Here is a 23829-nt window from a genome sequence, read left to right as displayed (position 1 = left end):
ATACGAACCCGAAAAAAGCATTCTAACGGTAAGAGGAGCATCAATGACCCCCGCAAGTCTCATTGAGCAGTACGGCCCGCGCGAGTCGATGGAGTATGACGTCGTCATCGTCGGCGGCGGCCCTGCGGGCCTGTCGGCGGCCATTCGCCTGAAGCAGCGCGCCGCCGAACGAGGCGCTGACATTGGCGTGTGCGTACTCGAAAAAGGCTCAGAGATCGGGGCCCATATTCTGTCGGGCGCGGTGATGGACCCGCGCGCGCTGACCGAGCTGATCCCGGACTGGAAGGAAAAAGGCGCGCCGCTGACGGTCGACGTGACCGAAGACCGCTTCCTGTTCCTGACGGAAACCGGTTCGAAGAGCGTGCCGACCTGGGCGCTGCCGGACAATTTCAAGAACCACGGCAACTACGTGATCAGCCTCGCGAACGTGACGCGCTGGCTGGGTCAGCAGGCCGAAGCGCTCGGCGTCGAGATATTCCCGGGCTTTCCGGCGGCCGAAGTGCTCTACAACGACGACGGCTCGGTCAAGGGCGTCGCGACCGGCAATCTGGGCATCGGCAAGGACGGCGAACCGACCGAAAACTTCCAGCTCGGCATGGAGCTGCACGCGAAGTACACGCTGTTCTGCGAAGGCGCGCGCGGCCACCTCGGCCGCCAGCTGAACGAGAAGTTCAAGCTGCGCGACGGCGTCGATCCGCAGGTGTACGGCCTCGGCATCAAGGAGTTGTGGGAAATCGATCCCGCGAAGCACAAGCCGGGTCTGGTGATGCACACGGCCGGCTGGCCGCTCGAAAACGACACCTACGGCGGCTCGTTCCTCTACCACATGGACAACAACCAGGTCGTGGTCGGCTTCGTGGTCGGCCTCGGCTATTCGAATCCGTATCTGTCGCCGTTCGAGGAATTCCAGCGCTACAAGACGCATCCGGCGATCCGCGCGATTCTCGAAGGCGGCAAGCGCGTGTCCTACGGCGCGCGCGCGATCACCGCGGGCGGCCTGATGTCGTTGCCGAAGCTGGTGTTCCCGGGCGGTGCCCTGGTCGGCGACGACGCGGGCTTCCTGAACGCGTCGCGCATCAAGGGTTCGCACGCCGCGATCAAGACCGGCATGCTCGCCGCCGATGCCGCGTTCGACGCCGTCCAGGCCGGCCGTCAGTCGGACGAACTGAGCGCCTACCCGGAAGCGTTCAAGACGTCGTGGCTCTACACCGAGCTGTATCGCGCGCGTAACTTCAAGCAGTGGATGAGCAAGGGTCTCTACCTTGGCACGCTGATGGTCGGTCTCGAGCAGAAGCTGCTCGGCGGCAACGTGCCGTGGACGCTGCATCATCAGCATTCCGATCACGAGATGCTGAAGCCGGCTTCGCAGTGCAAGCCGATCACGTATCCGAAGCCGGACGGCAAGCTGACGTTCGACCGGCTGTCCTCGGTGTTCATCTCGAACACGAATCACGAGGAAAATCAGCCGGCGCACCTGACGCTGAAGGATCCGACCGTGCCGGTCAACGTGAACTGGCAGACCTACGCGGGACCGGAGGCGCGTTATTGCCCCGCTGCAGTGTACGAGTTCGTGAAGAACGACGATGGCAGCGAGCGGCTCGTCATCAATGCGCAGAACTGCGTGCACTGCAAGACCTGCGATATCAAGGACCCGACGCAGAATATCGTGTGGGTCACGCCGGAAGGCGGTGGCGGTCCGAACTATCCGAATATGTGATGGATGTGCCGTCTGCCTTTGCGGCGCTGCGCGATAACCGGCAGCGTCGCGCAGGCAAATTCCGATAGCGCGCTCGCGCTTTCGTCTGCGCGCATTCTGGCGCGTTTCGTTGGTCCCCTTCCCTATTCTTTTTTATGGCGGCTCGTTCGCCGCCAATCGCGGGACCGCGTCAGCGTTACGGCGCGCTCGCCGCGATCTTCGGCGTGCTCACGGCCACATCGCCGCATTGCGCGCGATGGCGCAGCGCGTGATCGATCAGCACGAGCGCAAGCATCGACTCGGCGATCGGCGTCGCACGAATGCCGACGCAGGGGTCGTGCCGCCCGAAGGTCTCGACGATCGCGGGGTTCCCCGCCTTGTCGATCGAACGGCGCGGCGTGCGAATGCTCGACGTCGGCTTGATCGCGATCGACACCGTGATGTCCTGCCCTGTCGAAATACCGCCGAGCACGCCGCCCGCGTGATTGCCGACGAAACCTTCCGGCGTCAGCTCGTCGCCATGCACCGAGCCGCGTTGCGCGACGCTCGCGAAGCCCGCGCCGATCTCGACGCCCTTCACCGCGTTGATGCCCATCATCGCGTGCGCGATGTCGGCGTCGAGGCGGTCGAACAGCGGCTCGCCGAGGCCGACCGGCACACCGGAGGCAACCACGTTGATGCGCGCGCCGATCGAATCACCGTCCTTGCGCAGCGCGTCCATATACGCCTCGAGTTGCGGAACGATCTCCGCATTCGGCACGAAAAACGGGTTTTCGCGCACCTGCGCCCAATCGACGAATGGCACGTCGATCTCGCCGAGCGCGGCCATATAGCCGCGAATTTCGGTGCCGAACTTCTCGCGCAGCCACTTCTTCGCGACCGCGCCCGCCGCGACCGCCGGCGCCGTCAGCCGTGCCGACGAGCGGCCGCCACCGCGGTAGTCGCGAATGCCGTACTTTTGCCAGTACGTGTAGTCGGCGTGGCCGGGGCGGAACGTTTCCGCGATGTTGCCGTAGTCCTTGCTGCGCTGGTCGGTATTGCGGATCAGCAGCGCAATTGGCGCGCCGGTGGTTTGACCTTCGAACACACCCGAGAGGATCTCGACCTTGTCTTCTTCCTGGCGCTGCGTCACGTGGCGCGACGTGCCCGGCTTGCGGCGATCGAGGTCGAACTGGATGTCGGCTTCGTTGAGCGCCATGCCCGGCGGGCAGCCGTCGATCACGCAGCCGATAGCGGGGCCGTGCGATTCGCCGAAGGTCGTGACAGTGAAAAGCGTACCGAGCGTGTTGCCGGACATGAGCGTCGTCCAAAGAAATACGGGGAGAACGCTATTATGCCAGCCCGCTCGTCTCGAAGCCGGGCCTGGCGACGGCGATGGCCGATCGGCCGGGGCGCAGTCGGCCGAAAGCGGGTGATGGTGGGCGAGTTCGCCATCTCGGCGTCCGCGCACCGGCCCACGGCTACTTGCGGGCGCCGCGCAGCTCGGTCACGATCCGCTGCAGCGTCTCCGGCGTCGCGAGCGCCGGGTCGATCGGCTCACCGACGGCGAGGCTCAGCCGGCTCATCACACCTTTGCTGATCGGCCGCGGCCAGGTTGCGTCCACCGCGCGCGAAAACACGCTGCCCCACAGCCCGCGCAGCGCCATCGGAATGACGGGCGCCGGCGTCCGCCTGACGATCTCGGCGACGCCGTGGCGAAACGGATTCAGCTCGCCGGTACGCGTCAGCTTCCCTTCGGGAAAGATGCAGACGAGTTCGCCGTCCGCAAGCGCCTGCGCGCACAGGTCGTACGCACGCGCGAGCAGCGCCGCGTCCTGATGCGCGGACGCGATCGGAATCGCCTTCGCGTGCCGGAACAGCCAGCCGACGAACGGCGAGCGGAAGATCCGGTGGTCCATCACGAAGCGGATCGGCCGCGGGCTTTCGGCCATGATGACGATCGCATCGACGAAACTGACGTGGTTGCACACGAGCACCGCCGCGCCCTGCTCCGGAATCCGCTCCGCGTGCACGAGCCGGATCCGGTAGAACGTATGCACGAGCAGCCACGCGATGAAGCGCAGCAGGAACTCCGGCGCGAGCGAATAGATGTAGCCCGCGACGACCACATTCAGAAGCGCGGTGACGAGGAAGATCGCCGGAATACTGAAGCCCGCGGCGGTCAGGCCCACCGCCATGAGCGCCGACACGATCATGAACAGCGAATTGAGGATGTTGTTCGCGGCGATGATGCGCGCGCGATGGCTCGGCTGACTACGACTCTGGATCAGCGCATACAGCGGCACGCTGTAAAAGCCGCCGAACATCGCGAGCAGGAACAGATCGGCGAGCACGCGCCAATGCGCTAGCCGCGCGAGAAATTCGCCAACGCTGAGCAGATGCCCCGCCGGCGGCAGCGCGTGGCTCGCGAAAAAAAGATCGATCGCGAACACGCTCATGCCGATCGAGCCGAGCGGCACGAGGCCGACTTCGATCCGCCGCTTCGAGAGCCGCTCGCACAACAGCGAGCCGATGCCGATGCCGATCGAAAACGTGGCGAGCAGCACGGTCACGACGTCGGGATCGGCGGACAGCACGTCCTTCGCGAAGTTGAAGAACGACGCGAGGAACGTCGCGCCGACGAACCACAGCCACGAAATGCCGAGCAGACCAAGAAACACCGTGCGGTTTTCGCGCGCGAGCTTCAGATTGCGCCACGTTTCGCTGACCGGGTTCCAGTTGATGCGCAACCCGGGCTGCGGCGCGGGCGTAGCCGGCACGAAGCCCGACACGGCGCGCCCGATCAGCGCGATCGCGATACACGCGCAAGCGAGCACCACCGCGCCATGCTCGGCGAACCCCGCGCCCGCGCCGCCGACGATCGTGCCGATCAGGATCGCGACGAAGGTGCCCATCTCGACCATGCCATTGCCGCCGACCAGCTCGGCCTGCGACAGATGCTGCGGCAGATACGAGTACTTGACCGGCCCGAATACCGTCGAATGCACGCCCATCAGGAACGTGCACAGGTACAGCAACGGCGCGGCATGCAGCCAGAACCCCACGCCGCCGACCAGCATCACCGCGATCTCGAAAGTCTTGACGAGGCGCGTGAGCAACGCTTTGTCGTACTTGTCCGCGATCTGGCCGGAAGTGGCCGAAAACAGCACGAACGGCAGAATGAAAATCGCGGAGATCAGGAACGCCGCGGTTTTCGGGTCGACGCCCGAAAACCGCGCCGCCTGATACGTGACGAGCGACGTGAAGCCGATCTTGAACACGTTGTCGTTCATCGCGCCGAGAAACTGTGTCCAGAAGAACGGCGCGAAGCGGCGCTGGCCGAGCAGGCGGAACTGGGATTCGTGCGCTTCGTGCGCGCGAGCGGCGCGGCGGGCAGCGGGCAACGGACGATCGTTCATGAAGTCAGGAGAACGGCGCGGAAAAATGGCGATGACGCTGGCGGCACGGCCGGCAAGCGGATCGCCGCGACTCGCGCACGCGGCTCCCGCAGTCCGTCCGCACCAGCTCCAGACACAAAAAAAGCGCCCGCTTGCGCGCGCGCCCTGTCGGCGGATTCGCGCTCGCGGCGACGGCCGGAGCGCGACCTTCGAGCCACGCGCATCAACGCGCCGGCTGCTGGTCCTGTCCTTCCTGCTCTTCCGGCCAGTCGCGGATATAGGCCTTCAGCATGCGGTTCTCGAACCCCTGCTCCTCGACCACCGCCTTCGCGACGTCGTAAAACGAGATGACGCCCATCAGCGTGCGGCTTTCCATGACGGGCAGATAGCGCACGTGATGCTCGAGCATCATGCGGCGCACTTCGTTGACGTCGGTTTCGGGCGTGCAGGTGAGCGGATGGTCGTCCATCACCTTGCGGATCGTCGAGGTGCCGACGCTGCCGCCGTTCTCGCTCAAGGTCAGAATGATTTCGCGAAACGTCAGCATGCCGACGAGGTCGCCGTACTCCATCACGACGAGCGAGCCGATGTCGTGCTCGGCCATGGTATTGACGGCGTCATGCAGCGTGGTATCCGGCGTGACCGTAAAAAGGGTATTGCCCTTGACTTTAAGAATGTCGCTGACTCGCATGATCTATCTCCTGATACCGCCAATCTTGCAGTGCATGAAATGTTTTTTCGATCCTATCGGAAAGGCCCATAAAAGGAAAGCGGCCCGCCAGCCAAGGCGCGGCGGGCTTCGGAGACTCCAATTCGTCTGACTTCCAGATTGCGAGCATGCCCCGCTCCCGGCACGAGCCGCAGGAACCCGCGGGAAAACCGCGCTTGAAGCGGCGCGCGCCAATGGTAGGATGGCCGCCCACCCCGATCTTTCGCGAGGCCGCTCGCGGCCCGCCGCCCACGATGTCCGCCAACCGTTTCGATACGCTTGCGCTGCACGCCGGCGCAGCCCCCGACCCTGCCACCGGCGCGCGCGCGACGCCGATCTACCAGACCACGTCGTTTTCGTTCCGCGACTCGGATCATGCCGCCGCGCTGTTCAACATGGAGCGCGCCGGCCACGTCTACTCGCGCATCTCGAATCCGACCGTCGCCGTGTTCGAGGAGCGCGTCGCCGCGCTCGAAAACGGCGCCGGCGCGATCGGCACCGCGAGCGGCCAGGCCGCGCTGCATCTGGCGATCGCGACGCTGATGGGCGCGGGTTCGCACATCGTCGCGTCGAGCGCGCTGTACGGCGGCTCGCACAATCTGCTGCATTACACGCTGCGACGCTTCGGTATCGAGACGACCTTCGTCAAGCCCGGCGACCTCGACGCATGGCGCGCCGCGCTGCGCCCCAACACGCGCCTGCTATTCGGCGAAACGCTCGGCAATCCGGGCCTCGACGTGCTCGACATCGCCGCGCTCGCACAGATCGCGCACGCGCACCGCCTGCCGTTGCTGGTCGACTCGACCTTCACGACGCCCTACCTGCTGCGCCCCTTCGAGCACGGCGCCGACCTCGTCTACCACTCGGCGACCAAGTTTCTCGGCGGCCACGGCACGACGATCGGCGGAGTGCTGGTCGACGGCGGCACGTTCGACTTCGAGGCTTCCGGCCGCTTTCCCGAATTTACCGAGCCGTACGACGGTTTCCACGGCATGGTATTCGCCGAGGAAAGCACCGTCGCGCCGTTCCTGCTGCGCGCGCGTCGGGAAGGCTTGCGCGACTTCGGCGCGTGCCTGCATCCGCAGGCCGCGTGGCAGCTGCTGCAAGGCATCGAGACACTGCCGTTGCGCATGGAGCGTCACGTCGTCAACACACGGCGCGTGGTCGAGTTTCTCGCCGGTCATGCGGCGGTCGAATCGGTCGCCTATCCCGAGTTGCCGACGCATCCCGACCACGCGCTCGCCAGGCGGCTGCTACCGCGCGGCGCGGGCGCCGTGTTCAGCTTCAACCTGCGCGGCGACCGCGCGGCCGGGCGCGCCTTCATCGAAGCGCTCACGCTCTTCTCGCACCTCGCGAACGTCGGCGACGCGCGCTCGCTGGTGATTCAACCGGCATCGACGACGCACTTCCGCATGGATGCCGCCGCGCTCGCCGCGGCCGGTATCACCGAAGGCACGATCCGTCTGTCGATCGGGCTCGAAGATCCGGATGACCTGATCGACGATCTCAAGCGCGCGCTGAAAGCCGCGCAAAAAACCGCGCAACCGGCGAGCGGCGGTCGTACCGCAACGCCGAGCAGCGCCTCGCAACAGACCGCCACTGCCGCGCCCGCCGCCACGAGCACCCCCGCCCGCCCGGAGTCCGCATGATCGTCATCGTTCAAGGCAAACCGGCCTACGCCTACACCGGCGGCAAACCCTTCGACGCGAGCCTGCCAACCGCCGTGTTCATCCACGGTGCCGAGCACGATCACAGCGTGTGGGCGCTGCAAAGCCGCTACTTCGCGCATCACGGCTTCGGCGTGCTCGCGGTCGATCTGCCGGGCCACCGACGCAGCGCCGGCCCCGCGCTCGTCAGCATCGCCGCGCTGGCCGACTGGCTCGCTGCGCTGCTCGACGCCGTGGGCGTCACGCGTGCGTTCGTCGCCGGTCACAGCATGGGCTCGCTGATCGCGCTCGACTTCGCCGGCCGCTATCCGCAGCGCGCAACGCATCTTGCGCTGCTCGCCACCGCGCTGCCGATGACGGTCTCCGACGCGCTGCTCGACGCCGCGCTCAATCGCGAGCCCGAGGCAATCGGCATGGTCAACCAGTGGTCGCATTCGACGCTCGCCGCGAAGCCCTCGTGCCCCGGCCCCGGTTTCTGGCTGCACGGCATGAACCAGCGGCTGATGGAGCACGTGTCCGCCAGCGGCGAGCCGCATCTGTTCCACACCGACTTCACCGCCTGCCATACCTATGCGGACGGCCACGCTCGTGCGGCGCAGGTGCGTTGCGCCACGCGCCTGATCGTTGGCCGGCGCGATGCGATGACGCCGCCGCGCGCGGCGAAAGCACTTGCCGATGCGCTCGCGCAGGCGGGCACGCCAGTCGACACCGTCACGCTCGATGCGGGCCACGCGTTGATGACCGAGCAACCCGACGCGACGCTCGATGCGCTGTACGGCTTCGCTTCGCGGCCGCCGCACGAAGCGCGCTGATGGGGCGCGCGATGGCCGCTCGCCGCGCGCCTCGGTGCTCCGCGGGCGGCCGTCGGGAATGCCGTTGCGAATCGCCACCGAATCACTACCGAATCACTACCGAATCACTACCGAATCACTACCGAACGACCACGATACCCACGCCGAACCCGCCGCGCCATCTGCCGAATGGCCAGGTTGCGCCAGGCAGGCGATCGCCGGAGAATGATTGAAGCTGTCTTTCTCAGCCTCCGGAGGCCGTCATGGCTCATACAGCACATACCGATCACTTCACGAACTTCGCGGAGTTTTATCCGTACTACCTGAGCGAGCATCGCAATCTCGTGTCGCGGCGGCTGCATTTCGTCGGCTCGCTCGGCGTCATTGGCTGCCTCGCGATGGCGCTCGCCACCGGCAACTGGCTATGGTTGCCGGCGGCCGTGGTGTGCGGCTACGGCTTCGCGTGGGTCGGCCATTTCTTCTTCGAAAAGAACCGGCCTGCCACCTTCCGTCATCCGTTTTACAGCCTGATGGGCGACTGGGTGATGTTCAAGGACATCTGCGTGGGGAAGATTTCGTTGTAGTTTTATCGGGGCGGCTCGAAGTCTGGCCGCCCTGTCACGCTGCCTGGTGCGGCATCGAAGCCGCCGCGCGCTCGCCATCGCCGGGTCGCGCCGCCCGTGCCGCCGCGCGCGAGGCGAGCAACGCGGCGAGCGTCACCTTCAGCTGGTCGTTGTCGAGCGCGGCGAGCAGCATGCCGCCGTCCACGCGTGTGGAGTCGAGTTCGAGCTGATACGTAAGCTCCGCGCGGTCGATCACGAACAGGTCGTACAGCCGCTGCACGGTCACCTGCGCCGGGTTCGCGAGGAGCACGAAGTGCGGGCCGGTATGGTCCTCCTCCAGCCGCGCGATCCACTCGATCTCCTCGAGACGCTGCAACAGCATCAGCGTCGTATCCTTGTCGCGGCGAAGCATCCGGGCAAGCTCGGGCATCGTGTAGCCGCGTCTGCCGCCCTCACGCGCCTCGCACAGCCGCGCGAGCAATTCGAGCGAATCGAACAGATTGCTGCCATAGAACACAGGGCGGTGAAACTGACCGATGCGAATCGCCGGCAACGCCGATGCGATCATCGCGCCGGTCAGCGTGATGAACCAGCACAGGTACATCCACAGCAGGAACAGCGGCACCGCGGCGAACGCGCCGTACACCGCCGTATAGGTCGGAATACGGCGCACGTAGTAGCCGAAGCCGCGCTTGGCGAGCTCGAACGCGACCGCGGCGATCACGCCGCCGACCACCGCGTCGCGCCATTCGACACGGCAGTTCGGCAGATAAACGTAAAGGATCGTGAACGCGAGCATCGTGAACGGCAGCGAGGCGCTCGCGAGCGCCCATTCGATCAGCGGTGTGATGCGCTGCGCGGCGCTAAACGACATCGATTGCGTGAACACATACGACGAGATGGACAGGCTCACGCCGATCAGGATCGGACCGAGCGTGATGATCGCCCAGTACACGAGAATGCGCTGCGCGACGGGCCGCGCCTTGCGCACGCGCCAGATCACATTGAACGCGGACTCGACGGTCATCATCGTCATCACCGCGGTGACGAACAGGATGATCATGCCGATCGTGGTCAGCCCTTTGGCCTTCGATGCGAACTGGTTCAGATACTTGAAGATCTGATCGTTCAGTTGCGCGGGCATCAGGTGGTCGGCAAGAAAAAACTGCAGCGACGCCTGGAACGAGCTGAAGATCGGAAACGCGGTGAACAGCGCAAACGCGACGGTGGCGAGCGGCACGAGCGCCAGCATCGTCGTGAACGTCAGGCTGCCCGCGACCTGCGGAATCCGGTCCTCGCCGATGCGTTGCGCCGCGAATTGCGCGAGCCGTTTGAGCGTGTCGAGATCGAAACGCATCCTAACCAACAAACCTGCCTCCTTGCTTGCTGAACCGTCAGACCGGGACTGCGGGAACTCCGCGCGGCGTTTGGCCGAAGCTCCTGGCCGAACGGCTATGAGCGGCCTGTGCAACTGACCGAACCCCTATAATACCCGTTCAATGATGAGGCCTATGAAAGACATTCTCGTGCTTTATTACAGCCGTCACGGCGCCACCCGCGAGCTCGCGCTGGCAATCGCGCACGGCGTCGACAGCGTCCCCGGCATGCAGGCGCGCGTGCGCACCGTGCCGGCGGTTTCCACGGTTTGCGAGGCGAGCGAGCCGGACATTCCCACCGAAGGACCACCGTACGTCGAGCTGCGCGACCTCGAAGAATGCGCGGGCCTCGCGCTCGGTTCGCCGACCCGCTTCGGCAACATGGCGGCCGCGCTCAAATACTTTCTCGACGGCACCACGCCGCAGTGGCTATCCGGTGCACTGTCGGGCAAGCCGGCCTGCGTGTTCACGTCGACCGGCAGCCTGCACGGCGGCCAGGAATCCACGCTGCTGTCGATGATGCTGCCGCTGCTCCATCACGGCATGCTGATCGTCGGCATTCCATACACGGAGAGCGCGCTGTCCACCACGCAGACCGGCGGCACGCCGTACGGCGCCTCGCATTACGCGCGCGCGGGCACGACAGGCCATGGCATCTCCGCCGACGAACGGACGCTGGCGATTGCGCTTGGTGCACGCGTTGGGCGCACGGTGGCGTCGATGTCCGAAAGGCCGTGAGCGTAAAGCCGTGAACGAACCGGATCCGCAACCCACCGAGCGCGACGACGCCCGTCGTGACGCGGGTGGCGCTGAACTCGCGGCCACGAATTCCGGGGGCCACGCGAACGCGGCGCCCGCAAGCCTCGCGGCCAACGCGTCGGCATCTACAACCGTCGCGCCCGTGCAACCCAAAGCTGCCGCCGCGCTCGTCGCCGCTTTCACACTGGTCTCGATGATCGTGCTTGCCGTCGCATGGGAATGGTGGCTCGCGCCGTTGCGCTCTGGCGGCTCGCTGCTCGTGCTGAAAGCGTTGCCGCTACTCTGCGCGTTGCCGGGCGTGTGGCGACGTCGGCTTTACACGATGCAATGGGCGTCGATGCTGATCCTGCTGTATTTCGCCGAAGGCGTCGTGCGTGGCTGGAGCGATCATGGCTTGAGCGCGCGGCTCGGCTGGCTTCAAGCGGCGCTCGCCATGATCTTCTTCACCTGCGCACTCGCGTATGTCGGACCGTTCAAGCGCGCGGCGAAACGAGCCGCGAAGCAGGCTGCAAAGCAGGCTGCAAAGCAAGCCGCCAGCGAACCGATCCCGCCCGCCTGAGGCCCAAGCCCCAACACCGTCAACCGATCCACATGACCCACACCGCTTTTCTCGCCGCCTGCCGCGACGCCATCGGCGCGACTTACGTACTGACCGATCCGCACGACACCGCTCCCTTTCTGACCGACTGGCGCCGCCGCTACACCGGCGCGGCCTGCGCGGTGCTGTGCCCGGCCACGTCCGCGGAAACCGCCGCGCTCGTCAGGCTCGCGGTCGAACATTGCGTCGCGCTGGTGCCGCAGGGCGGCAACACCGGCCTCGCGGGCGGCGCGACACCCGACGCGAGCGGCGCGCAGGCGGTCATCAGCCTGCGCCGCCTGAATCGCGTGCGCGACATCGATCCGCACAACAACACGATCACGGTCGAAGCCGGCGTGATCCTCGCCGACGTGCAGAAGCACGCCGAAGCGGCTGGGCGTCTGTTTGCGCTGAGCCTCGCCGCCGAAGGCAGCTGCACGATCGGCGGCAATCTGTCGACCAATGCGGGCGGCACCGGCGTGCTGCGCTATGGCAACACGCGCGAGCTATGCCTCGGCCTCGAAGTGGTGACGCCGCAAGGCGAACTGTGGGACGGCCTGCGCGGGCTGCGCAAGGACAACACCGGCTACGATCTGCGCGACCTGTTCGTCGGCGCGGAAGGCACGCTGGGCCTGATCACCGCGGCGGTGCTCAAGCTGCATCCGCAGCCGGCCGCGCGCGTCACCGCGCTCGCCGCGCTCGCGTCGCCGCATGCGGCGCTCGATTTTCTCGCGCTCACGCAACGCGTCGCCGGGCCGCTCCTGACCGGCTTCGAACTGATGTCGGATTTCTGCCTGCGCCTCGTCGGCCGGCATTTCGAGCAGATGCGTTATCCGTTCGCCGAACCGCATGCGCAGGTCGTGCTGCTCGAATTGTCGGACAGCGAAAGCGAAGTGCACGCGCGCACGCTGTTCGAGGGGCTGATGGAAACCGCGCTCGAACAAGGTCTCGTGGAAGACGCCGTGGTGGCGGAAAACCTCGCACAGTCTCGCGCGTTCTGGAATCTGCGCGAGCACATTCCGCTCGCCCAGGCCGAGGAGGGCCTGAACATCAAGCACGACATCGCGGTGCCGATTTCACGCATCGGCCACTTCATCGAAGCGACCGATGCGGCAATCGCGCAAGCCGCGCCGGGCGCGCGCATGGTCACGTTCGGCCATCTCGGCGACGGCAATCTGCACTACAACGTGCAGGCGCCCGAGGGCGTCGATGCGAAGGCGTTTCTGCGGCAGTACCAGAGCCCGATCAACCGGATCGTCTACGACAGCGTCGATGCGCATCGCGGCAGCATCAGCGCGGAACACGGACTCGGCCAGTTGAAGATCGACGAAGCCGCCCGCTACAAGCAGGACGTCGAGGTGCGGATGATGCGCGCGATCAAGCAGGCGCTCGATCCGCTGAACCTGATGAATCCGGGCAAGGTGCTACGCTAATATCTGAAGCCTGCGCGATCCGGCGCGCAGGCGTTTTGCAGGAGTCGCGTCCGTGAAGATTCGCGTGCTGTCCGATCTGCATCTGGAAAACGACGAGCCTGAACTGATCCCGCATGCGCAGGCGGATCTCGTGGTGCTGGCGGGCGACATCCACAATCATGCGGCTGGCCCGCGCTGGGCCGCGCAGGCGTTCGACGACACGGTGCCGGTCGTCTACGTGCCGGGCAATCACGAGTACTACGACGGTGAATTCGGCGCGCTGGAGAGCGCGATGCTCGACGCGGCCGCGCAGGTCGACAACGTGCATCTGCTGAACAACGCCGCGCTGGTCGACAGCCAGGGCCGCTGGCGCGTGCTCGGCACGACGTTGTGGACCGACTTCGCGCTGTACGGCGCGACGCCGGATGCAATCGAGGAATCGATCGTCGCCGCGCGCCGGGTCATGCTCGACTATCGCGGGCTGATCCAGATGAACTGGCCGCACGACCCGCGCGACGCCGCGCGCGACTTCACGCCCGCCGATTCGCTCGCGCTGCACCAGCATGCGCGCGCGTGGCTCGAAAGCGAGCTTGCCAAACCGTTCGCCGGCCAAACGATCGTGGTCACGCATCACGCGCCGCATCGGCTGAGCCTGGCCGGGCGTTTTGCCGAAGACCGCGTGTCGGCGGGCTTCGTCAACCATCTGCCCGAGCTCGTGCGCGCGCCTGTCGCGTTGTGGATACATGGTCACACGCATACGTCGTTCGACTACGTGGTGGACGGCACGCGCGTCGTGTGCAATCCGCGCGGCTATTTCGACCGGCGCACGCGCCAGTGGGAAAATCCGCTGTTTGCGTGGGACAAGGTCGTCGAGATCTAGCGGGTGCTAGCGGGAATGGCACTTACTTAAGCCCGTGGAGCGTGCCCATATTTTTGGACGCGCTCACGTGCGATGTGACGAGGCTCTTTCAGCCATGGGTAGGACTTCGGTCTTCGTTTGCGCATTCGTGGTTCGATGCGACCGGGGCGACTCCCAACGCAAGACTGCGTGATCAGGTTGAACAGGAGACTCTGGTTGTGAGTTGCCGTCAGACCTCTGGCCAGCCATTCAGTCCATAACTGCACCGTGTGTTTGAAACTCAGTGTTCTCGGGTCAGTGGCATGGTGACTGGCGGCCTGAGCCATCAGCAGCCGAATCACGTTGTAGGCCAGCAGATGGACCCAGATCTCCTTTTCGTTCATGTGGGCAGTCTGGCAATGCAGCACATCCATGCCCATCGTCGTCTTGATGTTACGTAGATCCAGTTCCACGTTCCAGCGCCTGGCGTACAACTGCGAGAGGTCCTGTTTGCTGGTCTTGCGTGCATCAAGCATCGTGGTGACCAGCACCCGGTGATGCAGCCTGGACTCGCGCACCATCAGTTCATCGGGGAAGGCCTGGTACTGCTCATGCGTCATCCAGTCGGGACGCTGCCGGGGTTTGGGCCACGTCACAATGTGATCGCGCGTGCCCAGGGACCGGCCTCGCCGAAAGTCGGTGCGGCGTGCCCCATGCTGTTCCATCACGACGTCCACCCCGGCGGCGATCATTGAGGCCATCAGAAAGTAGTGGCAGTACAAGGCATCGGCGACGATCACGTCACCTTTGCGAAACGTGCCTTGCAGCATGCGAAACGCCGTCAGCTCCCCGCTGCCTTTGCCCGCGTAAGTTCCGACCGCCGACTCCAGTACTGCGCCGCTTGCCAGACAGATCACCGCAACCAGATAGGCCAATGGAAAGCCCACTCCTTCGGCCTGAGCACTGGACTGCGGGAAACGGGCCTGGTTCGACGGCGTATCGGGCATCGAGATCCCGGTGCCGTCAACCAGCTTGACCGGGCGCCCGCGCCACTTCCAGGCAGGCTCGGCCTGCTCATGCAGTTGGCGCCCCGTCTCGCGCGCCAACTCCCGCACCATCGTCAGCGGCAGTCTCTGGCGAGCGCGGCAGTAGCCTCCCGTACGCACACTCATGGGCCGCAGCCCGTCGGCAGCTCGCTGCGCCGCCCACCCGTTGACTGCCTTCTGACAGGAGGCGTCCTCTTCCAGCGCCTGGCGCATGAACATCGACAGTGTCACCGTCGGCGGATACAGCCGTTCCCGATGTTCTGGCAAATACGCTTCCGTTATGCCCAACAGCCCCGGGCTCGTCAGTATGTTGAAGTAGTCTACCGCCTGGGCCCTGCACGCCCGGCTTTGAACCCTGCTTCGTGTTTGCCTGTGATGACTTCGTGCATTACGATCCATGGGGGCTGATCTTTGGAATGAGACGGTGTTTGCCTGGTAACAACCATCGTATCAATCCCTGGATCAGCCCCCTCCCTTTCTCTTCAAGCACTTACCCGCGTCTTCTCCTCCATGTAGGCTTAAGTAAGTGCCATTCCGACTAGCGGGCCTCTTGCATCAGATCAACCCGCCGCCGCTCACCGCTCGCGCCGCGGCGCATCCTGTGACTGGACCTCGACCGGCACGAGCGCCGCGGCTGCTGTTCGCGCATGCGGCGCAGCAGATCGCGCGAGGCGGCGACGCCGATCAGTCCAAACATGACGGCCAAGCCGATCATCAGGTGCGTATCCATGGATGTGTCGTCCTTCAGTGGTTGCGAAGCGCCGAACGGCGGCGAATCCAGCGCGTCCGGCCAGAGCGGCGACGCGTGAACGACACGTTAACAAATCGACTGCGCGGCAGAAGTAAAGAAATGTTGCGACGCGGCGCATGTGTAACAGGCTGTCACGCCGCGTGCCCACTCCGCGTGCCGCACTCCGCGTGCCGCTCGAACGTCAATGCATGACGAGAAGACCGTTCAGGTCCGCGCGAACTGCCGCAACTCCTCCTGATCCGCCGCCAGCGTCGAAGGCAACTCGTCGCGCAGGAATTCGACCCACGTGCGGATCTTCGCATCGAGATACTGCCGCGACGGATACAGCGCATACAGATTCATCTGCTGCGACGTGTACCCGGGCATCAGCCACAGCAGTTCGCCGCTGCGCAAACGGCTGATCGCCGAGTAGATCGGAATCAGCGCTACGCCCATGCCCTGGGCGACGGCCACGACCATCGCCTCGGCCACGTTCACCTGAAACGTCGCCGCGCCGAGCGAGACCACTTCCTCGCCGTTCGGGCCGTCGAAGGTCCATTTGTCCGGCGGATTCACCGGCGTCACCATCTGCAGGCAGACGTGCTGCGCCAGGTCCGCAGGCGTTTGCGGCACGCCGCGCCGTTCGAGGTACGCCGGCGACGCGCACGCAATGCTGAACGCGCTGCCAAGGCGCTGCGACACGAGCCCCGAATCCGGCAGGCCGGTCGCGAGCGTCAGCGACACGTCGAAGCCTTCGTCGAGCAGATCGGGCATGCGCTGCGCGAGCGTCAGTTCGATATGCACGTCCGGGTAGCGCTGCTGGTAACGGCCTACGGCCGGCACCACGTAGTGCTGGCCGAAGCTCGTCATCGCGTGAACCTTCAGCTTGCCGGACGGACGCGCGTGCGCATCGCTCGCCTCGGCCTCCGCCTGATCCACGTACGCGAGAATCTGCTCGCAGCGCTGCAGATAGCGCTCGCCAGCTTCGGTCAGCGCGATGCGGCGCGTGGTCCGGTTCAAAAGCCGTGTGCGCAGATGCGCTTCCAGATCGGAAACCGCGCGCGACGCGTAGGCCGTCGTCGTATTCAGATGCTGCGCGGCGCCCGTGAAGCTGCCCGCTTCGACGACGCGGACGAAAACGCGCATGTTTTGAAGCGTGTCCATACCTATCCTCAGAAATCGGCAGCGATTGTTACACGATCAGCAATGGCGATTGTCTCATGTCTGGTAAAAATGCCTTGCATCCTTACCGGTTATTCCGCAATCGATCAAAAAATATAATTGCGCACAAGCTTCTATAGTCAAATTTGGAGGAAACCGTGCAGTCTCCGGTACCCAAAGGGATCGCCGCAGCCGCGGTTCTTACGATCCTATTAACAATCGCCGGATGCGCAAGTACCGGAGGCGTCGCGCCGCAAACGCACACGATCAATCCTGCGTCGCTCGATGCGGGCAACGCAATCCGCGCCGCCAACGCCGATGCGCAGTGGCCCGCCGCCGACTGGTGGCGCGCCTATGACGATCCGCAGCTGGACCGGTGGATCGCGGACGCGCAAGCCGGCAATCCCAGTCTCGCGGTCGCCCAGGCGCGCGTGCGTGAGGCGGCGTCGATGGCCGGCGTCGCGCGCGCGGCGCTCGCGCCGCAAGTCAACGGCAGCCTGTCGATCCAGCGCCAGCAGTGGGCCGACAACGTGTTCTACGGCCCGGGCCCGCTCGCCGGCGAGCAGTCGTGGAACAACACCGGCACGCTCGGACTCGCCTATCACCTCGACTTCTGGGGCAAGGACAAGAACGCCGCCGAGCGCGCGCTCGACCTCGCGCACGCCAGCGCCGCCGACGCGCGCGCCGCACAGCTCGAACTGCAGGCGAACGTCGTGCGCACCTATATCGAGATGTCGCTGAACTACGCGTTGCTCGACATCGCGAAGGCCACGCTGCAGCAACAGCAGCAGATCGTCGACCTCGCGAACCGGCGCCTGAAGGGCGGCATCGGCACGCAGCTCGAAGTGAGCCAGGCCGAGACACCGATGCCCGAGTACGAGCGCCAGATCGACGCGATCGAGGAGAAGATCGCGCTCGGCCGCAATCAGTTGGCCGCGCTCGCGGGCAAGGGTCCGGGCGCCGGCGACGCGATCCAGCGCCCGGCGCTGTCGCTCGCCGCGCCCGCTGGTCTGCCGGCCGCGCTGCCCGTGGATCTGATCGGCCACCGGCCGGACGTGGTCGCGGCACGCTGGACGGTCGCCGCGCAGGCGCGCGGCATCGACGTCGCCAAGGCCGGGTTCTATCCGGACATCAACCTGCTCGCGTCGATCGGCGGCTATGCGGCGATGGGGCCGCTGTTCCAGTTCCTGAAGAGTCCGTCGCATAGCTGGAGCGTGGGTCCCGCGCTGACGCTGCCGATCTTCGACGGCGGCCGGCTGCGCTCGCAGCTCGGCGCGGCGTCGGCGGGCTACGACGAGGCCATCGAGCGCTACAACCAGTCGATCGTGGGCGCGCTGAAGGACATCTCGGACCAGGTGATCCGCATCCGTTCGCTGACCACCCAGGCCGACGACGCCGACCGCTCGGTCGCCGCCGCGCGCAGGAACTACGAGCTGTCGCGCGAAGGCTACCGGCGCGGCTTGACCGACTACCTGAACGTGCTGGTCGCGCAAAACCAGTTGCTGCGCGCGCAGGAAGGTGTCGCCAAAGTGCAGGCCGAGCGGCTCGGCGCGCATGCGTCGTTGATGACGGCGCTCGGCGGCGGTCTCGACGATCCGGCCAACGGTCCGCGAGATAACGAAACGTTGCCGGCGCATGGCAAGGGCAGCGGCGAGAGCAAGAGCGGCGCGGCGAGTAGCGACAAGGCAACAGCGGATGCGAACGCCAACGCCAGGACCAACGCAGCCATCACCGCCGCCACCACCGCCTCGCGCGCCCCGAACGCGCCCGCGTCCGAGTAAGGAAGGCCATGTCCTCCTCGCCCTCCCCGTCGAGCGCGCGCCCCGCCTCGTTCGCCGCGCTCTACGAAGCCGCCGCCCACTGGGCGCGCACCGACGGCCTCGTATGGATCTATCTGTTCAAGTCGCTCGCCGCGTGCTTCCTCGCGCTCGGCATCGCGATGAAGCTCGATCTGCCGCAGCCGCGCACCGCGATGACCACCGTGTTCATCGTGATGCAGCCGCAAAGCGGCGCAGTGTTCGCGAAGAGCTTCTATCGGATCTGCGGCACGCTGGTCGGTCTCGTCGTGATGCTCGCGCTGATCGGACTGTTCGCGCAGCAGCCGGAGCTGTTCCTCGTCACGACCGCGATCTGGGTCGGCATCTGCACCGCCGGCGCCGCGCGCAATCGCAACTTCCGTTCGTACGGCTTCGTGCTGGCGGGCTACACGGCCGCGCTGATCGGCATCCCCGCTTCGCAGCATCCGGACGGCGCGTTCCTGAGCGCGCTCACGCGGGTCGCGGAAGTGGTGATCGGGATCATCTGCGCGGGCGCGGTCAGCGGCCTCGTGTTTCCGCAGTTCGCCGGCCTGCAGATGCGCAGCACCGTGCGTGCGCGCTTCTCGGCGTTCGTCGAGTACGTGTCGGCGTCGCTTGCCGGGCGCAACGACCGCGCCCAGATCGAGGCGACCAATGCACGCTTCGTCGCCGACATCGTCGGCTTCGAGGCCGCGCGCAGCATCGCCGTGTTCGAAGGCCCCGATTCGCGGATGCGCGGCGGGCGCCTCGCGCGTCTGAACAGCGAGTTCATGACCGCGTCGACGCGCTTTCACGCGCTGCATCAGCTGATGAACCGTCTGCGCGACAGCGGCACGCACGGCGCGGCGATCGCGATCGCCGCGCTCGAACCGTACTTCAAGGAGATCGCGCCGTTGCTCGCGAAGTCGGGCGAGCCGGTGCTGAGCGCGGCCGACGCCGCGCACGCCGCGGCCCAGCTCGACACCTACAGGAGCGAGTTGCCCAAACGCGTGCGCGCGACGCGCGACGAGCTCGAAACGCACCCCGACGCGCCGTTGCTCGATTTCGACACGGGCGCCGAGCTGCTGTACCGCTTCATCGACGACCTGCATGCGTACGCGGCGACCTACGCGTCGCTCGCCGTCGACAAGCACGCGCGCGAACGCTGGATCGAGCGCTACGAGCCGAAAACCAACGCCATCGCGGCCGGCGTCGCGGGCCTGCGCGCGGCCATCGTGATGATGGTGCTCGGGGCGTTCTGGATCGCCACCGCGTGGCCGAGCGGCTCGACGTTGACGCTGGTCGCAGCGGCCGTGTGCGCGCTCGCGTCGGCGTCGCCGGATCCGAAGCGCACCGCGTTCAAGATGGCCGGCGGCACGGTGCTCGCGACGCTGATGGGCATGATCGCGGTGTTCGGCGTGTATCCGCACATCGACGGCTTCGTGATGCTGTGCGTCGCGCTCACGCCGTTCCTGCTGCTCGGCGTGTTGATGACCACGCGTACGACGCTCGCGGGCTACGGCGTCGGCTACTGCATCTTCTTCTGCTTCCTCGCCGGCCCCGACAACGTGATTCACTACGACCCGAGCGCGTTCATGAACGACGCGCTCGCGCTGGTGCTGTCGATGCTGGTGTCGTCGATCGCGTTCGCGGTGCTGCTGCCGCCGTCGACGCCGTGGCTGCGCAACCGCCTGCTCGTCGACCTGCGCCGCCAGGTGGTGCTGGCCGGCCGCGCGGATCTGGCACGCGTGCGCTCGCGCTTCGAAAGCGGCGCGCGCGATCTGATGTTCCAGATCAACGCGCTGTCGCAGAACGAGCCCGAAACGAAGCGCGACACGCTGCGCTGGCTGTTTTCGGTGTTGGAGGTCGGCACCGCGGTGATCGACCTGCGCCGCGAAATCGCGACGCTGCCCAACGAGCCGCGCTACCACCAAGCGGCACCGTGGCGCGTCGCGCTGCGCGCGCTGCGCGACGCGCTCGCGGCGCTGTTCGAGCGGCCGCGGCAGCAGCACTTCGCGCGCGCGCTCGCGGCGACCGCCGATGCGATCGCGCAAGTGCAGCAACTGATGGCCGGCTTCACGCCGTCGCGTGAAGAACGCCATCAGCTGCTGCGCATCCTCAGTCAACTGCATTTCATCCGTACCGCGCTGCTCGATCCGCAGTCGCCGCTTGCCTCGGCGATCGGCGCGCGCGCGGACGCATCAGAAGAAGAAGGAGTTCCTCATGCCGCGTGATATCGCCGTGCTCGATGCCTATGTGCCGGCCATTGTGCTGCTGTTCATCGCGGGCGCCGCGCTGACCTGGCTCGTCGATCGCGTGATCGCCTATACGGGCCTGTATCGCGTGGTGTGGCACCCCTCCCTGTTCCGGGCCAGCTTGCTCGTGTCCGTGTGCGGCCTTCTCGGCCTCGCCGTTTATCGTTGATCAGAGTCGAAACATGACCATCCGAAATCTTGTGGGCTTCATCGCGACAGCCGTCATTTTCATCGTCGCGATCGTGATTGGCCGCGTGTTGTGGGTCCATTACATGGACGAACCGTGGACCCGCGACGGCCGCGTGCGCGCCGAGATCGTCAACGTCGCGCCGGACGTGTCGGGCGCGATCGTCGATCTGCCGGTCAAGGACAACCAGTTCGTGAAGAAGGGCGACCTGCTGATGCAGATCGATCCGTCGCATTACCAGATCGCGGTCGAGCAGGCGCAGGCCGCCGTTGCCGCGCGCAAGGCCGAGTTGCAGATGAAGCGCGACGACGCGCAACGGCGTGCCGACATGGATTCGCAGGTGGTGTCGAAGGAAAGCCGCGAAAACGCGACGCATACCGCGTCCGCCGCCGAAGCCGCCTATCAGCAGGCACTCGCCGCGCTCGACGCCGCGAAGCTGAACCTCGAACGCACGCGCGTGGTGTCGCCGGTCGACGGTTACGTAACGAACCTGTCCGTGTTCCGCGGCGACTATGCGAGCGCGGGCGCCGCGAAGCTCGCGATCGTCGATAGTCACTCGTTCTGGGTGTATGGCTACTTCGAGGAAACCAAGCTGCCGCACGTGCGCGTCGGCGATCAGGCCGAAGTGCGGCTGATGAGCGGCGGCACGCTGCAAGGCCACGTGGAGAGCATCTCGCGCGGCATTTACGACCGCGACAATCCGCAAAGCCACGAACTGCTCGCGGACGTGAATCCGACCTTCAACTGGGTGCGCCTCGCGCAGCGCGTGCCGGTGCGCGTGCGGATCGACTCGGTGCCGCCCGACGTGATGCTGGCGGCGGGCACGACCTGCACGGTGGTGGTGCGGCCGGGGACGGGCTCCGGCTCCTCGTCGGCCAACGCGAGCTGACGCCCGCGCCGCCTTTTATAGCCTGAACTGCCCCACCATCGCCTTCAGCCCGCGCGCCTGATCGTCGAGCGAGCGGGCCGCGGCGGTGGCCTCCTCCACCAGCGCGGCGTTCTGCTGCGTGCCCGAGTCCATCTGCGTGACCGCGAGACTGATCGCCTCGATACCGGCGCTCTGCTCGGACGACGCCGCCGAAATCTCGCCCATGATGTCGGTCACGCGCTTCACGGCCTTGACGACTTCGTCCATCGTCTGACCGGCGTCCGCGGCGAGCGTCGAGCCGTTGCCGACGCGCTCGACCGAAGTCTGGATCAAGCCCTTGATCTCCTTCGCGGCCGCCGCGCTGCGCTGCGCGAGATTGCGCACTTCCGCCGCGACGACCGAAAAGCCGCGCCCCTCCTCGCCCGCGCGCGCCGCCTCGACGGCCGCGTTCAACGCGAGGATGTTGGTCTGGAACGCGATCCCCTCGATCACGCCGATGATGTCGCCGATGCTGCGCGCGCTGTCGTTGATGTCGTTCATTGTCGCCACCACGCGGCTCACGACCGCGCCGCCCTGCTCGGCGATGGCCGACGCGTTGTTCGCGAGCGTGCTCGCCTGCTTTGCGTTGTCGGCGTTCTGACGCACCGTCGAGGTCAGTTGCTCCATGCTGCTCGCGGTGCGCTCGAGCGCGAGCGCCTGCTGTTCGGTACGCTGCGACAGATCGAGATTGCCCATCGAAATCTGCGCGGACGCGGTCGCGATCGCATCGGCGCTCGACGCGATGTCGGCAACCGTCGTCGCGAGTCCGCTTTGCATGTCGGACAGCGCGAACAGCATGCTCGCACGGTCCTTGCCGCCGAGCGCGATGCGATTCGACAGATCGCCCGCGGCGATGCGGCGCGCGATCTCCTTCGCGTACGCGGGCTCGCCGCCGAGTTGCGCGGTGAGGCGCCGCACGACCCACGCGGCGATGCCGACCGCGAGCACGATCAGTGCGAGCGTCATCGCCGCGATCATCACGAACGACGAGTGATAGATGAAGCCGGACGCGTCGATCGTCGCCTTCGCGGCGGTGCCGCGCTGCGCGACGAGTTCGTCGACGAGCTTTTCGAGCTTGCCGGTTTCGACGAGCAGCGACACGTCCTGCGTACCGACCTGCCAGTTCATCTGCGACAGATCGAGCGGCTGCGCTTTCACGAGCGTGACGAAGTCGCGTAGGTGACCGCTCCATGCCGCGACCGCCGCGGTGAACGCCTTCTGCGCGCCGACCGCCTTCACGTCCGACTTATCGACGTACTGCTGGAGCGTACGCAGTTGCTCGTTGAGACCCGCGAGGCCGCTCTCGATGTCGGCCCCGAGTTCGTCGCGCTCCTTCGCGGTGGTCGCGGTGAGCAGCATCTTTTGCGCGCGGCTCGCGCGCAGCATGTGGCCGCGCGCTTCCTCGGCGGCGCGGCTCGCGACGTGGCCCTGGTCGTAGATCGATTGCGCGGACGCGTTCAGCCGGCCGATCTGCAGCAGCGAAAACACGCCGATCAGCAGCGTGCCGGCGAGCAGAATCGCAAACGCGATCCGCAGCGTCGCCTTGACCGACAGGCCGTTGAACTTCGTTGCCGCTGCGCTGTGTGCCACTGCTTTCATCATCCCCGTCCCCACATGTCGACGCGCCGGACGGTCGGTTCCGGCATCACCACTTATCTCTCCGGGTCTACGGCAGCCCGCCCCGCGATCTTGAATTTCGCTTGCGCAGGCCGCGGCGGGTCGTGCGCCGCTTGCCGTTCCCGGTTCCATGTTCGACGCGCCGCTTCGTGAGCCGCGCAATCGCGAGCGCTTTATACCGTGGCCAAAAACTCGCCAAAAAAAGTTTCTTCAGGCAAAGAGCTGACGATTCGTCCTTTCACCGCCGAATGAAAAGTCATCCGCCCCCTTGTCCGATTCGCGACAAAACTTGTCCTTACAATTCGCTTCGGCCACATTAAACTTCGGTTAGATATTCAAAACGCCGGTTGCCACGACGAAACGCCGCAGTGCTTCGCGGAACGCGC

At 66.0% G+C, this 23829-nt stretch carries 20 protein-coding genes; 12 read left to right on the top strand and 8 right to left on the bottom strand.

The window, feature by feature from the left end; all coding sequences use genetic code 11:
- Positions 1-43 precede the first annotated feature (43 nt).
- Entirely contained in the window at positions 44-1717 is a 1674-nt protein-coding gene (locus OKW39_RS18440; protein ID WP_090800993.1) for an electron transfer flavoprotein-ubiquinone oxidoreductase, read from the top strand.
- Between the two features lie 175 nt (positions 1718-1892).
- On the opposite strand, the gene aroC is transcribed toward OKW39_RS18440, so the two are convergent.
- From aroC to OKW39_RS18425, 3 genes are all read right to left on the bottom strand, one after another.
- The gene (aroC, locus tag OKW39_RS18435; RefSeq protein ID WP_429563208.1) at positions 1893-2993 is read right to left on the bottom strand and encodes a chorismate synthase; all 1101 of its coding nucleotides are present in this window, start codon (positions 2991-2993) and stop codon (positions 1893-1895) included.
- Between the two features lie 163 nt (positions 2994-3156).
- Positions 3157-5094 carry an MFS transporter gene (locus OKW39_RS18430; RefSeq protein ID WP_429563207.1) on the bottom strand — a complete coding sequence of 646 codons (1938 nt, stop codon included), beginning with the start codon at positions 5092-5094 and terminating at the stop codon, positions 3157-3159.
- 202 nt (positions 5095-5296) lie between these two features.
- Positions 5297-5764, bottom strand: coding sequence for a CBS domain-containing protein (locus OKW39_RS18425; RefSeq protein ID WP_018421164.1), 468 nt, complete (start codon positions 5762-5764; stop codon positions 5297-5299).
- A 272-nt stretch (positions 5765-6036) separates the two neighbouring features.
- Here OKW39_RS18425 and OKW39_RS18420 point away from each other — a divergent pair, with 272 nt between their 5' ends.
- From OKW39_RS18420 to OKW39_RS18410, 3 genes are all read left to right on the top strand, one after another.
- Positions 6037-7431 (top strand): O-acetylhomoserine aminocarboxypropyltransferase, encoded by a 1395-nt coding sequence (locus tag OKW39_RS18420; RefSeq protein WP_429335015.1) that lies wholly within the window; start codon positions 6037-6039, stop codon positions 7429-7431.
- On the top strand, positions 7428-8261 hold the full coding sequence (locus tag OKW39_RS18415) for an alpha/beta fold hydrolase (RefSeq protein ID WP_429335016.1): 834 nt from the start codon (positions 7428-7430) through the stop codon (positions 8259-8261). Before OKW39_RS18420 ends, OKW39_RS18415 begins: the two co-directional genes overlap by 4 nt.
- Positions 8262-8503: 242 nt before the next feature.
- The gene (locus tag OKW39_RS18410) at positions 8504-8824 is read left to right on the top strand and encodes a DUF962 domain-containing protein (protein WP_090801002.1); all 321 of its coding nucleotides are present in this window, start codon (positions 8504-8506) and stop codon (positions 8822-8824) included.
- 34 nt (positions 8825-8858) lie between these two features.
- Here the strand turns inward: OKW39_RS18410 and OKW39_RS18405 are convergent, their stop codons facing one another.
- Positions 8859-10172 carry a YihY family inner membrane protein gene (locus tag OKW39_RS18405; protein WP_429363413.1) on the bottom strand — a complete coding sequence of 438 codons (1314 nt, stop codon included), beginning with the start codon at positions 10170-10172 and terminating at the stop codon, positions 8859-8861.
- Between the two features lie 142 nt (positions 10173-10314).
- Here OKW39_RS18405 and wrbA point away from each other — a divergent pair, with 142 nt between their 5' ends.
- Genes wrbA through OKW39_RS18385 form a run of 4 tightly spaced genes read left to right on the top strand, consistent with a single transcriptional unit; the run spans position 10315 to position 13807 of the window.
- Positions 10315-10917: an NAD(P)H:quinone oxidoreductase gene (gene wrbA, locus OKW39_RS18400; RefSeq protein WP_429335018.1), complete on the top strand. Its 603-nt coding sequence runs from the start codon at positions 10315-10317 to the stop codon at positions 10915-10917.
- Between the two features lie 10 nt (positions 10918-10927).
- Positions 10928-11497 (top strand): DUF2069 domain-containing protein, encoded by a 570-nt coding sequence (locus tag OKW39_RS18395; RefSeq protein WP_429335019.1) that lies wholly within the window; start codon positions 10928-10930, stop codon positions 11495-11497.
- A 32-nt stretch (positions 11498-11529) separates the two neighbouring features.
- Positions 11530-12948 carry an FAD-binding oxidoreductase gene (locus OKW39_RS18390; protein WP_429563206.1) on the top strand — a complete coding sequence of 473 codons (1419 nt, stop codon included), beginning with the start codon at positions 11530-11532 and terminating at the stop codon, positions 12946-12948.
- A 52-nt stretch (positions 12949-13000) separates the two neighbouring features.
- Complete coding sequence (locus tag OKW39_RS18385) at positions 13001-13807, top strand: metallophosphoesterase (protein ID WP_429563205.1); 807 nt, start codon at positions 13001-13003, stop codon at positions 13805-13807.
- Positions 13808-13833: 26 nt separating this feature from the next.
- Here the strand turns inward: OKW39_RS18385 and OKW39_RS18380 are convergent, their stop codons facing one another.
- The 3 genes from OKW39_RS18380 to OKW39_RS18370 form a co-directional block, all read right to left on the bottom strand.
- Positions 13834-15210 carry an IS4 family transposase gene (locus OKW39_RS18380; RefSeq protein ID WP_090800641.1) on the bottom strand — a complete coding sequence of 459 codons (1377 nt, stop codon included), beginning with the start codon at positions 15208-15210 and terminating at the stop codon, positions 13834-13836.
- Between the two features lie 139 nt (positions 15211-15349).
- Positions 15350-15541, bottom strand: coding sequence for a hypothetical protein (locus OKW39_RS18375; RefSeq protein WP_429563517.1), 192 nt, complete (start codon positions 15539-15541; stop codon positions 15350-15352).
- Between the two features lie 225 nt (positions 15542-15766).
- On the bottom strand, positions 15767-16705 hold the full coding sequence (locus tag OKW39_RS18370) for a LysR family transcriptional regulator (protein WP_429363407.1): 939 nt from the start codon (positions 16703-16705) through the stop codon (positions 15767-15769).
- A 155-nt stretch (positions 16706-16860) separates the two neighbouring features.
- On the opposite strand from OKW39_RS18370, the gene OKW39_RS18365 reads away from it, so the two are divergent.
- The 4 genes from OKW39_RS18365 to OKW39_RS18350 are packed head-to-tail and all read left to right on the top strand — an operon-like array spanning position 16861 to position 21808.
- Complete coding sequence (locus OKW39_RS18365) at positions 16861-18483, top strand: efflux transporter outer membrane subunit (RefSeq protein ID WP_429563204.1); 1623 nt, start codon at positions 16861-16863, stop codon at positions 18481-18483.
- A gap of 8 nt (positions 18484-18491) precedes the next feature.
- Positions 18492-20711 carry an FUSC family protein gene (locus OKW39_RS18360; protein ID WP_429563203.1) on the top strand — a complete coding sequence of 740 codons (2220 nt, stop codon included), beginning with the start codon at positions 18492-18494 and terminating at the stop codon, positions 20709-20711.
- A complete protein-coding gene (locus tag OKW39_RS18355; protein ID WP_018421177.1) occupies positions 20701-20901 on the top strand; it encodes a DUF1656 domain-containing protein in 201 nt (66 codons plus the stop codon). The genes OKW39_RS18360 and OKW39_RS18355 overlap by 11 nt, the downstream gene beginning before the upstream one ends.
- Positions 20902-20914: 13 nt before the next feature.
- Entirely contained in the window at positions 20915-21808 is an 894-nt protein-coding gene (locus tag OKW39_RS18350; RefSeq protein ID WP_429363403.1) for an efflux RND transporter periplasmic adaptor subunit, read from the top strand.
- Between the two features lie 15 nt (positions 21809-21823).
- On the opposite strand, the gene OKW39_RS18345 is transcribed toward OKW39_RS18350, so the two are convergent.
- Positions 21824-23425, bottom strand: a complete 1602-nt coding sequence (locus OKW39_RS18345) for a methyl-accepting chemotaxis protein (RefSeq protein ID WP_429336585.1) — start codon at positions 23423-23425, stop codon at positions 21824-21826.
- Between the last annotated feature and the right edge of the window lie 404 nt (positions 23426-23829).

The organism is Paraburkholderia sp. MM6662-R1 (assembly GCF_050436245.1).
Lineage (GTDB): Bacteria > Pseudomonadota > Gammaproteobacteria > Burkholderiales > Burkholderiaceae > Paraburkholderia > Paraburkholderia tuberum.
This window is presented reverse-complemented; position numbering and strand designations above follow the sequence as displayed.

Excerpts from the sequence above, each read along its gene's own strand:
- OKW39_RS18440 (WP_090800993.1), top strand. The coding sequence starts at position 44 with ATGACCCCCGCAAGTCTCATTGAGCAGTACGGCCCGCGCGAGTCGATG.
- aroC (WP_429563208.1), bottom strand. The coding sequence starts at position 2,993 with ATGTCCGGCAACACGCTCGGTACGCTTTTCACTGTCACGACCTTCGGC.
- OKW39_RS18430 (WP_429563207.1), bottom strand. The coding sequence starts at position 5,094 with ATGAACGATCGTCCGTTGCCCGCTGCCCGCCGCGCCGCTCGCGCGCAC.
- OKW39_RS18425 (WP_018421164.1), bottom strand. The coding sequence starts at position 5,764 with ATGCGAGTCAGCGACATTCTTAAAGTCAAGGGCAATACCCTTTTTACG.
- OKW39_RS18420 (WP_429335015.1), top strand. The coding sequence starts at position 6,037 with ATGTCCGCCAACCGTTTCGATACGCTTGCGCTGCACGCCGGCGCAGCC.
- OKW39_RS18415 (WP_429335016.1), top strand. The coding sequence starts at position 7,428 with ATGATCGTCATCGTTCAAGGCAAACCGGCCTACGCCTACACCGGCGGC.
- OKW39_RS18410 (WP_090801002.1), top strand. The coding sequence starts at position 8,504 with ATGGCTCATACAGCACATACCGATCACTTCACGAACTTCGCGGAGTTT.
- wrbA (WP_429335018.1), top strand. The coding sequence starts at position 10,315 with ATGAAAGACATTCTCGTGCTTTATTACAGCCGTCACGGCGCCACCCGC.
- OKW39_RS18390 (WP_429563206.1), top strand. The coding sequence starts at position 11,530 with ATGACCCACACCGCTTTTCTCGCCGCCTGCCGCGACGCCATCGGCGCG.
- OKW39_RS18380 (WP_090800641.1), bottom strand. The coding sequence starts at position 15,210 with ATGGATCGTAATGCACGAAGTCATCACAGGCAAACACGAAGCAGGGTT.
- OKW39_RS18375 (WP_429563517.1), bottom strand. The coding sequence starts at position 15,541 with ATGGATACGCACCTGATGATCGGCTTGGCCGTCATGTTTGGACTGATC.
- OKW39_RS18370 (WP_429363407.1), bottom strand. The coding sequence starts at position 16,705 with ATGGACACGCTTCAAAACATGCGCGTTTTCGTCCGCGTCGTCGAAGCG.
- OKW39_RS18360 (WP_429563203.1), top strand. The coding sequence starts at position 18,492 with ATGTCCTCCTCGCCCTCCCCGTCGAGCGCGCGCCCCGCCTCGTTCGCC.
- OKW39_RS18355 (WP_018421177.1), top strand. The coding sequence starts at position 20,701 with ATGCCGCGTGATATCGCCGTGCTCGATGCCTATGTGCCGGCCATTGTG.
- OKW39_RS18350 (WP_429363403.1), top strand. The coding sequence starts at position 20,915 with ATGACCATCCGAAATCTTGTGGGCTTCATCGCGACAGCCGTCATTTTC.
- OKW39_RS18345 (WP_429336585.1), bottom strand. The coding sequence starts at position 23,425 with ATGAAAGCAGTGGCACACAGCGCAGCGGCAACGAAGTTCAACGGCCTG.